Below are 10,237 nucleotides of genomic sequence, written 5' to 3'. Positions count from 1 at the left end.
CCGTGGTGAAAGGCTTGATCCAGTCGAGGCGCTTGGCTTGCTCGCGCCAGAAGCCGTCCGGGTTGACGACCGACTGCTGGTACATGGCCTTGTAGGTCGCCTCGTCGGTCAGCGTGTTAGCCAGAACCTCGGGACGAACGGGATACAGGGAAGCCGCACTCATCTTTCTTACCTCGGTGAATAGTTGTTTTTGTTAAATGTTTGGCACTGATTAATCGTGCTCGGCTCGCAAGCGCTACAGCCGACATCTCAAGCCAGCCCGTGATGGTGTTGTGCTCTTTTAACGACAAGTCATATCCGGAAACGGCTGAGCAATATGGATTTGGACTTCGTTCTGTTTCTTACTTCGTCTGATCCCATTGCTCTGGGTGGCATCAGTGACGCAATAGCCTACGTAGCGGGACCCCATCTTTAAGTACTGGGGATTTAATGACGATGTAACTGAAGTACTTGGATATACCGATATTCTTGTCCAGCAGCCCTTCGATCACTTCCTGATAATGCTGAATACTGCAGGTCATGAAGCGCACCAGGTAATCGTAACCGCCGCTGACTAAATGGCACTCCAGTACCTCATCGACCAAACGAATATTGGACTCGAACTTGGCGAAGTCCTCCCGTTTATGGTCGCTGAGCGTGATTTCAGTAAATACCGTGACCGAGTCGGTGATCTTGGCAAGGTTTAGATGAGCTCTATACCCGGAAATATAGCCGGCCGATTCAAGTCGCTTTACCCGCTGCAAGCATGGACTGGATGACAGACCCACCGCATCGGCCAGACTGACGTTGGTCATTCGACCGTCTTTTTGAAGCTCAACCAGGATACTGATATCAATTCGGTCTAGTTTAATTAAACCTTCCATCGTGTACCTCTTGATTGCCGTTCAGATAGACAGTGGTTTTAGCAAACTCAACGTCGCAAAGATAGCTGATGCTGAGCGACCAGGTCGGCCATGCTTGTGATGTGAAAATCTGCGGAATATTCCTGGGTATAATTCTCATGACCACGGCGGATCAGGCACAAACCAGCCAATTTTGGCGGCTGCGCAGGAGGTCTGGAAATCTGCAGAATATTTTTGGGCTCCAGGTTGTTGGCCAGCAACCACTCGCTGTCCTCCAATGGATTACTGGCTCGGGAATGCAGGTCTTCGGGCACAATCCCCAAACGCTCGCAGAGCTGTTCGCGATCCTCGGCATCTCGATCGCAGTACACCAGCAGCCGATAGAATTTGCGCAGATACAACATGGCACCGGGCGCGTCCTCGAACAACGACCAGTTGCACGCCGAACGGGCGAAACTCATGCCCTCTTCCCAACTGGCCTTGAGCCCAAAACGCTCTGCCAGCTGACGATGGGCAAAGCACAATAAGCCACTGAAGCCCAGCTCGGAAAAACGTGGATAGAGCGTGCGCACCGCCTCGTCAAACTCAGCCAATACCTCTTCCCTGCCTGGCATGCCCGGATGGTTTTCGAGCAAAGGTTGCAGGGCCGTCCAGATACCGGAATCCCGATCGACCAGGACTTCGTCGCAATCGATCAACAGTGCACGATAATCAGTCAGGTACATGGTGTGTAGCCTCCCATGATGCATTCATCAATCCATGTGCGCTAAATGCCCTCGGTCGGCGCATTGCTACATTGCGCCAACCGAGACCTGAGATTAATCCAACACTCGCAACAATGCCGCTTCAAGAATTGTCAGCGCTTCGTCGATCTGACTTTCTTCGGTTACCAGAGGAGCAAGGAAGCGCAGCACATTTCGGTAAACCCCGCATTTGATCACCAACAGCCCACCAACCCTGGCCTGATCGATCAGTTGTTGGGTGAGCTCTGCATCGGGGCTGCGGGCCTCATCGTCTTTGATCAATTCGATTGCCAGCATGAAGCCGGTGCCGCGCACGTCACCAATACGAGGGTAACGTGCCTGCAAGCGCAGCAGGCCCTGACGCAGCCGCTCGCCCAATACCTCACCACGCTCGAGCAACTGATCCTGTTCGTAAGTTTCGATCACCGCCAACGCCGCCGCGCAAGCCAGGGCGTTACCGCCGTAGGTACCGCCGAGACCACCGGGTAATGGCGCGTCCATGATGTGCGCACGACCCACCACGCCCGATATGGGCAAACCACCGGCGAGGCTCTTGGCGACAGTGACCAGATCCGGCTGAATCCCGGCGTGCTGAAAACCGAACCATTTGCCGGTACGGCCGAAACCGGTCTGAATTTCATCCAGAATGAGCACGATGCCATGTTGTTCGGTCAGAGCCCGCAGCGCCTGGAGAAACTCCGGCGGCGCGCTAAGGAAGCCTCCATCGCCCTGCACTGGCTCGATGATGATCGCAGCTACTCGATCCGGAGCGACTTGGGTCGCCAGCAATTCGTTAAGAGCTTGCAAAGCCATCTCGCTGCTGAAACCGCGATAGGCGTTAGGGTATGGGGTATGGAAGACTTCTGGAGCGAAGGGCCCGAAATTTTGCTTGTAGGGTTGGCTCATGCCAGTCAGGGTCGTACCCAGTAAAGTACGCCCATGGAAACCGCCACGAAAGGAGATAACGGCTGGGCGATTGGTATGTGCGCGGGCGATCTTCACCGCGTTCTCCACAGCCTCTGCACCAGACGTAAACAGCGCCGCCTTGTAGGCTTCTTGGCCCCCCACCAACTCGCACAAGCGCTGTACCAGGTCGATATAGGGTTTGTAGGCCACCACCTGGAAGCAAGCATGGCTGATCTTTTGCAATTGGGTCTGCACTGCCGCGACCACCTTCGGGTGATTGTGACCGATGTTCAAAACGCCAATGCCGCCGACGAAGTCCAGGTAGCGCGTCCCGTCCACGTCCCACACTTCAGAACCCTGGGCCCGGTCGATGACCAGGGGGTGTGCCGTGACCAAACCCCGTGGCACGAATTGATCGCGCTGACGGAGCAAACTCGGGGTTTCTTCGACTTTACTGTTCATGGCATCTCCCATAGTGAACCTGGCAACCGGGAAACGGCTGCGATGTGTTCCAAAGGTTAAGCTTTCGACGCAATTGTCTAAGCCGAACTTGGCCTCTGAGAAATTCGGATCGACTGTTTTCACCCCGGTAAACAGCAGAATCCTTCAGCTGTAGCCAGCTCCCATGGAATCTGCCGACGCGCACCCCATACAACGCAACGTTATGCGTTTACGCAGATTCTTTCGACATATCCTGCTCTGCCACTCGGGCATGCTGGATACTCCCAATCTAAAGCGAGAAGTTACCCATGGCCCTGCTCTATAAAGCTGACCCGGTGCGCGGCGAACAATGGCAGCGCCTATTCGCTGAGCACGCTCCGGATATCGAATGGCGTGCCTGGCCGGACATCGGCGATCCGAAGGATATTCGCTACCTGGCAGCCTGGCAGGCGCCGGACGATCTCGAAACATTGTTGCCAAACCTGCAGGTACTGTTCGCCTTGTCGGCCGGGGTCGACCAACTTGACCTTGACCGCCTGCCAACGACCCTGCCGGTGGTACGTTTACTCGACCCGAGCATCACTCGGGGCATGTGCGAGTACGCCAGTTTTGCGGTGCTCAGCCTGCACCGGGATATGCTCCGTTATCGCCAGCAACAAATGGCTCGGTGCTGGCAGGCTCACCTGCTGCAACCTGCAGCCAAACGTCGGGTAGGTGTCATGGGGCTCGGCACGCAGGCGCAACAGATTCTAGCCACCTTGCAGACCTTTGGATTCGCCTTATCAGGCTGGGCACGCAGTGAGCATCGCATTGCCGGGGTGGACTGCTTTGCCGGTGCCGAGCAACTTCCCACCTTCCTCGGCCGTTGCGACATCGTGGTTTGTGTCTTGCCATTGACTGAGGAGACTAAAGGGATTCTCAACCGACAGTTGTTCCAGCACCTTCCCAAAGGTGCTGCCTTGGTCAACATGGGCCGGGGTGGGCACCTGATAGAAGAGGATCTGCTTGAGGCTTTGGCCAGCGGCCAGCTCAGCGCGGCGGTGCTCGACGTACTGGAACAGGAGCCGGCGGCGCCGGACCATCCCTTCTGGCACCATCCGCAGATATTGCTGACACCGCATATCGCTGCGATGACCCAACCGGAAAGTGCGTTTAGCGTGTTGCTGGAGAATATCCGCCGGCATCAACGCGGTGAGTCAATGCTTGGTCAGGTTGACCGCAAGAGAAGTTATTGACCTCCGGTTTTCAACTCACCAGTAACAACCAACCGGCGCCAGATTTTTACTTCGCAGAGGCAAATCTGGCGTTATACAAAACAGATCTGATGTTCATCCCATTTTGCTGTTTCTGCGCATACCTCCCCCAAGAATCAGCCGACATTTGCTGCTGATCTCCTCCCCCGATTGAGTAGTAATTGCGGCCCGTCAAGCCATAACTTTTGCAATCTACCGAATTGACTGCAGCCCATTGTCAGGCCTCGCCGTAACTGCGATACAGCCACCGCTGTGCGGAGCCCGGCTGCAGGTCAAGTCCACTGCAAGGCGCTGATCGACAAGACTCTCCCGGGTTTACTTCGCAGTGGTTTACCTGAGCTGCCGCAAGAGCATCGCCTGCCGCGCAGATAACCAACACTAATAAGATCAAATGGGGTAAGCGATGAATATCGCAAAACTAAGCTCTCTCTCCTTGGCTGTCATTGCTGCCACCACGCAACTGGCAATAGCGGGTCAGCAACAGGAAGCCAATGGCTTCATTGAAGACAGCAGCCTCGGGTTGCTCAATCGTAATTTCTATATGAATCGCGACTTCCGTAATGGCGGCAGCAATAGCCAAGGTACTAACGGCTCCAAGCCGGCCAGCGAGCGCAATGGCTATCGCGAGGAGTGGGCACAAGGGGCCATGCTCAACTTCGCCTCCGGTTTCACCCAGGGCACCATCGGTTTCGGCACCGATGCCTACGCGTACGGTGGGGTCAAGCTGGACACTGGCCGTGGCCGGGTCGGCAACGGCCTGCTGCCCATCAGCAACAATCGCACCGCCGAAGCCGACGTGCCAGATAGCTATGGCGAGATCGGCGGTGCAGTGAAGATGCGCATTTCCTCCACCGTGCTGAAGTACGGCGAACAACGCCCGACCGCACCGGTATTCGCCCCCGGTGACAACCGCTTGCTGCCGGAAACAGCTACCGGCTTCCAACTGTCGAGCAACGAATTCGATGCCTTATCCTTCGAGGGTGGCCACTTCACCGCATTCAACAATCGCAATTCGACCAACTCCAATGACAAGCTGCTCACTACATACGGAGGGACCGAAGCTGACAGCGTCGACTTCATCGGCGGCACCTATAAAATCAACGAAAACCTCAGCCTGAAGGCGTACACCAGCGAGGCCGAGAATGTCTGGCGTCAGCACTTCGGCAGTGCCTCCTATACGATTCCTCTGGCTGACCAGCAGTCGCTGAATTTTGGCTTGATAGCCTATAAGACCCAGGACCAAGGCGAAGCGCGTGCCGGCAAACTGGACACCACGAGCTGGTCGGCGAAGGCAGCCTATTCCTTCGGTGCCCACAAGCTCACCCTGGCTTATCAGAAGATCGATGGCGACGAGTATTTCGACTACATCGGTGTGGACTCGATCTGGTTGGCCAACTCGATTCAGTATTCCGACTTCAACGCTCCCAACGAGCGCTCCATCCAGGCTCGTTATGACCTGAACATGGCTCCATTCGGCATACCGGGGCTGAGCTTTATGGCCCGCTATGTCAAAGGTGATCAAATCGATGGCACCAAAGCCGATCCGAAAGGTGCCTATGCCAACAAGGTGGGTGACGACCAGAAGGAGTGGGAGCGTGACCTGGAAGCAAAATACGTGGTCCAGGGAGGGGCCGCCAAGGACCTGTCCTTCCGCCTGCGCCAGGCTACACACCGCGCGACCTCGTTCGAGAGCGATATCGACGAGGTCCGCCTGATCATCGAGTATCCGCTGAGCATTCTGTAACGTTTGGTCCTGGCCGGTTTTACCTGTGGACCGGCCGGTTTTATTGAAGGTCTGCTCCACGCGCCCTTAGCCTTGAGGCGCCCATCCGGGCGCCTTTTTTAAGCAATTTCCCCATCAGAAGTGCCTTTTGCTTTGGTCTGCATCCTGTAAGTCGATCCAGTATTTGCTGCCGATCCTGCTTCTCATTTGAGCAGTAAATGTGGCCTACAAAGCTGTCGCTTAAAGAATCTGCCGAATCAATGGAGGCCTCTTGTCAGGCCTCGCAGCAGGTGAGATACCAATACTTTCCACGGAGAAATCCGACCGGTCACGCTCCCTGTATACGGAGATCTGTCATGTCCAACTCGCAACGCCCTACGTATAGCTATCGCCCCATGACCCCGGCCGATGTGCCGTTGGCCCACGCCTTGTCCGTACAGCTGAAATGGCCCCACCGCCTGGAGGAATGGGCCATGTTGCAGCGCATCGCGCAGGGTTTTGTCGTAGAAGATGGAGGTCGCCTGATAGGTACCGCGTTCACCTGTGCGCAGGGACATTACGCCACTATCGGCCTGGTGATCGTCAGTGATGAGTACCAGGGCCAGGGTATAGGTCGCAAGCTGATGGAACTGGCACTTGAGGCTTGCGGATCAAGTACCGCCATACTCAATGCGACGCTGGCCGGTGCCCCACTTTATGCCAGTCAGGGATTCATTGACTTTGGACATATTCAACAACATCAGGGGCACGTGCGGGCTCCTACACCGAATGATCTGGCAGCCGGAGAGCGCTGCCGCCCGCTGACCGAAGCCGATCGGGCCGTCCAAATCGAACTGGCCAACGCCGGAAGCGGCCTGGACCGAGAAGTCGTGCTCAATGATCTGTTCGATGTAGTTGAACACTCGGTCGGTATCGAGCGCGAGGGTCAGCTACGCGCCTTCGCCATGCTGCGCCCATTCGGCCGTGGTCGCTGCATCGGCCCGGTCATCGCGGAAAGTCCAGAGCAGGCCAAGCACTTGATCGCGGTGTTGTTGGCCCGAGTTCCGGACGCATTCGTGCGCATGGATATACCGTCCGATAGCGGACTGGCCCCTTGGCTGGAAGAAGCCGGGCTGAAGCAGGTCGACACCGTTGCGCAAATGGCTCGTGGCACCCCACCGCAGGCTATCGGCGCAGTGCGCCAGTTTGCGCTGGTGACTCAGGCCATCGGCTGACAAACCAGCGTTACATCCAATGCATTTTCCTGGAGAAACACCTTCATGCTCGAACCCACTGCAGTGCTGTTGGCACACGCCGACGGCAGTCCCGCTTCAACAAAATTCACCCCCGGTTCGTTGGGGGCCACCGATCCTTTCGACCGGCACATTGCTTATCTCGGGCCGGATGACATCGCTGCCGGCGTGGTCCAGGCGAGCGGACAGTTCAACGTCGATGACTATCCCTATAGCGAAACGATCGTGGTTCACGCGGGACGCGTCACCCTGCAGAGTCAGGATCACAGGCTCCAACTAAATCCCGGCGACAGCGCCGTGATCGCCCGCGGTACGTCGCTCCAGATCGAGGCGCAACCCGACTCTCTCTGGGCATTCTGCGCGGATACCCAGCTCGTCGAAGAGCGCCATCCCGGGCTCACCGCGCTCTCCCCGCTAACCCTGCTCTCTCCCTCGGCGGCACCGGGGCCAGAAATTCTGCTAAGCCCGCCACCGCAATGTCGCTCACACAATTTGTTTGTCGAAGAACCGACCAATCTACGCATCGGCGTCTGGGACTCGACACCCTATACCCGCGGGGCGAGGCCGCACCTTCTGCATGAACTGATGCACCTGATCGAAGGCAGCGTCACCCTTCAGGTGGTGGACGGGATCGATCTGACGGTCAACACCGGCGATACGGTGTTCGTACCCCGAGGCGCCCCCTGCGCCTGGAAGAGCAGCGTCTATGTGCGCAAGTTCTACGTCGTCAAATAACTCGAACCGCATTAGCGCCGGCAGACGGGTTTTCCTCCGCCGGCCCCACCACCAAACCGATCAATCACTCGCGGAGTACAGTCAATGGGATTGGGTGGCTTCAGTACCGGAAAACTCCTGATCATCCTGTTGATCGTGGTCATGCTGTTCGGAACCAGGCGCCTGAAAGGCTTGGGGTCGGACCTCGGCGACACGATCAGGGGGTTCCGCAAATCCATGGGCGACGATAAGCCAGTCGCTGAGGAGCCCAGCGCCCCGCCTATTGACGCTCAGACGCGCACGCTCGAAGACTCGAGCGCCCAAGCCCAAGTAAACAATTCAAACAGAGGTGAGAAGCGAAAATGGAAGTGCAGCTGATGTCAGACAAGTCTGTCGCTGAGGAAGCATTCTGGGAGCGCGTGTGCGCAGCCTATCCAGAGCAGCGCCCCCTATTGAACCTGAACAACGCGGCAGTGAGTCCGCCACCGCTGGTGGTAGAGCAGGCCATGATCGATGCCTATCGGCTGATCAGCCACAACCCGGACGTCAATATGTGGAGCAAGCTCGACGCCGAGCTCCCTGCGATCAAGCAACAGCTGGCTGACATGGCCGATTGCGATCCCGATGAGATCGCCCTGAACCGCAACTCATCCGAAGGCTTGTCGACAGCCATCTTCGGCATTCCATTGAAGGCTGGCGACCAGGTGCTGGTCTCACTGTGGGACTATCCGAGCGTGATAGCCGGATGGTTGCAGCGTCAGCAGCGCGAAGGCATCGAAGTGGTGACCGTCGACTTCGACCTGATGGACGATGAGAATGTCATCGTGCAAGCGTATGCACAGGCCATTACCCCGCGTACCCGGGTGATCCAGCTGACCCACATGCTGCATTGGACCGGGCGAGTCCTGCCGGTCAAGCGCATCTGTGCGCTAGCCCGAGCGCGGGCGATTGTCACTGTGGTGGACGGTGCCCAGACGTTTGCGCAGATGCCGCTCAGCTTCCGCGACCTGGATTGCGACTACTTCATCACCAGCCTCCACAAATGGCTGGGGGCGCCGGTCGGCAATGGCATGCTAATTGTGAGGCGTGACCGAATCGACAGCACCTGGCCATTGCTGGGGCCTTTCGATCCGCCGCCGCTACAGATCGACAAATTCGACCACTGGAATCTCGGCACCTATAACTCGGCGATACAGGCGGGCATTGCCCCGGCTATCCGTTTCCATGCACAAATCAGCACGCGAGTCATTCACGCGCGCCTACAGAAGCTGACCCGTTACTGGGTTGACCTCGCCAAAGACATTCCCGGTTTCAGGCTCCACACGCCACTCGATACCGTCGAGCTGGGCGCAGTAAGCCTGTTCTCTATCGATCAATGTGATGCTCGATGGGTTGAGCAGGAGCTTCGAAAAACCCACCAGGTGCATGTCAAATTCCGCCAGATCAGGCACATCAGCGGACTTCGGGTGTCGCCGGGCATCTACACGCAGAAGAGCGATCTGTGGCGCTTTGTCGAGGCGCTAAAGCAGGTGGTTGCAAGTAAATAGGCCGGTGGGCTAAGGCCACTTCCGCCAGACCGCGCGCCCAAGGTACGGGACAAATTTGCACGTTATATTCCGGCATGCGGGTAAAGGCTTTGCGCAGAATATCGGTGTAAAGCCCCTTGGCCTCATCCCCATCGGCATAGCTATATGGTGGATAGCCGGCGTCACAGAGAATGACCAGGTCTAAGGGGGCGCTCGCCCAACTCTTGGCGTGTATGGCGCAGCCCACCAACATCATCAATAACAACCGCATACTCGCCTTCCTTCACATTCCTTTGATCCCTCTTCTCTGGATCTTCGCAACACTGAAGGAAAGAGCCGTTAGAAGCAGTTCCACTGTGCAGGCGCTCAGCAGGACACCTTGAAAAGAGAGTGTCAGAGGGGTATTGGCACGCGATAAAAAAAGGTTCTTCACGCAATCCCGGGGAACACCGATACCTGTAGAAACTGGCTTGCCAGCGATGGCGACCTTACGGCCGAGCATTTTCTTCCTGGTGTACATATTCATTGCTGCGGTAACGGCCACTAACGGTTCCGCCCTTACGGCGGGTCACTTGGAAGAGCCCCAAGTAACCAAGGGCTTTTGCCCCTGACGTTCGGTGCCTCGCCCAGGCTCGGCATGCCCTCGCTCCGGTCCTGCTCCGTGGGCCCGCCGCCATCGGCCATCCATGGCCCAGAGTGTGTAAAAACTCCAAAGCAAACCCTTGCTATGATTTCCCAGGATTTCATCGCAAGGGTTGCCCATGAAACGCTTCATTCAAGGTGAACACCGAGGTCAAAGGACCCTGCTCCCCGAGAGCCTGCTCCCCGAGAGCCTGGACGATTACGTCAGCGAGACT

General features: G+C 57.0%; 12 protein-coding genes. 7 read left to right on the top strand and 5 right to left on the bottom strand.

Annotated features, from left to right (window positions below; all coding sequences use genetic code 11):
• The 4 genes from AC1DXW_RS30295 to gabT form a co-directional block, all read right to left on the bottom strand.
• Positions 1–163, bottom strand: a 163-nt coding sequence (locus AC1DXW_RS30295) for an acetyl-coenzyme A synthetase N-terminal domain-containing protein (protein WP_477760853.1), incomplete at its 3' end; no start/stop codon positions are given.
• A 211-nt stretch (positions 164–374) separates the two neighbouring features.
• Positions 375–863 carry an Lrp/AsnC family transcriptional regulator gene (locus AC1DXW_RS30290; RefSeq protein ID WP_008017091.1) on the bottom strand — a complete coding sequence of 163 codons (489 nt, stop codon included), beginning with the start codon at positions 861–863 and terminating at the stop codon, positions 375–377.
• Between the two features lie 47 nt (positions 864–910).
• Positions 911–1,567, bottom strand: coding sequence for an HAD family hydrolase (locus AC1DXW_RS30285; protein ID WP_477752793.1), 657 nt, complete (start codon positions 1,565–1,567; stop codon positions 911–913).
• Positions 1,568–1,660: 93 nt separating this feature from the next.
• Positions 1,661–2,953: a 4-aminobutyrate--2-oxoglutarate transaminase gene (gene gabT / locus AC1DXW_RS30280; protein ID WP_477752794.1), complete on the bottom strand. Its 1,293-nt coding sequence runs from the start codon at positions 2,951–2,953 to the stop codon at positions 1,661–1,663.
• A gap of 287 nt (positions 2,954–3,240) precedes the next feature.
• Between gabT and AC1DXW_RS30275 the strand changes: the two genes are divergently transcribed.
• The 6 genes from AC1DXW_RS30275 (at position 3,241) to AC1DXW_RS30250 (ending at position 9,401) form a co-directional block, all read left to right on the top strand.
• Positions 3,241–4,167 (top strand): 2-hydroxyacid dehydrogenase, encoded by a 927-nt coding sequence (locus AC1DXW_RS30275; RefSeq protein WP_477752795.1) that lies wholly within the window; start codon positions 3,241–3,243, stop codon positions 4,165–4,167.
• A 421-nt stretch (positions 4,168–4,588) separates the two neighbouring features.
• The gene (locus AC1DXW_RS30270; RefSeq protein ID WP_477752796.1) at positions 4,589–5,929 is read left to right on the top strand and encodes an OprD family porin; all 1,341 of its coding nucleotides are present in this window, start codon (positions 4,589–4,591) and stop codon (positions 5,927–5,929) included.
• 335 nt (positions 5,930–6,264) lie between these two features.
• Positions 6,265–7,122 carry a GNAT family N-acetyltransferase gene (locus AC1DXW_RS30265; RefSeq protein WP_477752797.1) on the top strand — a complete coding sequence of 286 codons (858 nt, stop codon included), beginning with the start codon at positions 6,265–6,267 and terminating at the stop codon, positions 7,120–7,122.
• 45 nt (positions 7,123–7,167) lie between these two features.
• Positions 7,168–7,875, top strand: a complete 708-nt coding sequence (locus tag AC1DXW_RS30260; RefSeq protein ID WP_477760851.1) for a cupin domain-containing protein — start codon at positions 7,168–7,170, stop codon at positions 7,873–7,875.
• 84 nt (positions 7,876–7,959) lie between these two features.
• Positions 7,960–8,232, top strand: coding sequence for a twin-arginine translocase TatA/TatE family subunit (tatA, locus tag AC1DXW_RS30255; protein ID WP_477756780.1), 273 nt, complete (start codon positions 7,960–7,962; stop codon positions 8,230–8,232).
• Positions 8,232–9,401, top strand: a complete 1,170-nt coding sequence (locus tag AC1DXW_RS30250; protein WP_477756779.1) for an aminotransferase class V-fold PLP-dependent enzyme — start codon at positions 8,232–8,234, stop codon at positions 9,399–9,401. The genes tatA and AC1DXW_RS30250 overlap by 1 nt, the downstream gene beginning before the upstream one ends.
• A 262-nt stretch (positions 9,402–9,663) precedes the next feature.
• Here the strand turns inward: AC1DXW_RS30250 and AC1DXW_RS30245 are convergent, their stop codons facing one another.
• Positions 9,664–9,924 (bottom strand): hypothetical protein, encoded by a 261-nt coding sequence (locus AC1DXW_RS30245; RefSeq protein ID WP_477760850.1) that lies wholly within the window; start codon positions 9,922–9,924, stop codon positions 9,664–9,666.
• A 217-nt stretch (positions 9,925–10,141) separates the two neighbouring features.
• Here AC1DXW_RS30245 and AC1DXW_RS30240 point away from each other — a divergent pair.
• Positions 10,142–10,237 (top strand): hypothetical protein (locus AC1DXW_RS30240; protein ID WP_477760852.1); only part of this gene is annotated, 96 nt, incomplete at its 3' end.

This window comes from Pseudomonas sp. P4_C4, assembly GCF_056402055.1.
Note: the sequence above shows the minus strand (reverse complement) of the source record. Positions and strands in the feature narration are given on the sequence as shown.

Bases quoted from the DNA above. Each gene is read 5' to 3' on its own strand.
- AC1DXW_RS30290 (WP_008017091.1), bottom strand. From the start codon at position 863: ATGGAAGGTTTAATTAAACTAGACCGAATTGATATCAGTATCCTGGTT.
- AC1DXW_RS30285 (WP_477752793.1), bottom strand. From the start codon at position 1,567: ATGTACCTGACTGATTATCGTGCACTGTTGATCGATTGCGACGAAGTC.
- gabT (WP_477752794.1), bottom strand. From the start codon at position 2,953: ATGAACAGTAAAGTCGAAGAAACCCCGAGTTTGCTCCGTCAGCGCGAT.
- AC1DXW_RS30275 (WP_477752795.1), top strand. From the start codon at position 3,241: ATGGCCCTGCTCTATAAAGCTGACCCGGTGCGCGGCGAACAATGGCAG.
- AC1DXW_RS30270 (WP_477752796.1), top strand. From the start codon at position 4,589: ATGAATATCGCAAAACTAAGCTCTCTCTCCTTGGCTGTCATTGCTGCC.
- AC1DXW_RS30265 (WP_477752797.1), top strand. From the start codon at position 6,265: ATGTCCAACTCGCAACGCCCTACGTATAGCTATCGCCCCATGACCCCG.
- AC1DXW_RS30260 (WP_477760851.1), top strand. From the start codon at position 7,168: ATGCTCGAACCCACTGCAGTGCTGTTGGCACACGCCGACGGCAGTCCC.
- tatA (WP_477756780.1), top strand. From the start codon at position 7,960: ATGGGATTGGGTGGCTTCAGTACCGGAAAACTCCTGATCATCCTGTTG.
- AC1DXW_RS30250 (WP_477756779.1), top strand. From the start codon at position 8,232: ATGTCAGACAAGTCTGTCGCTGAGGAAGCATTCTGGGAGCGCGTGTGC.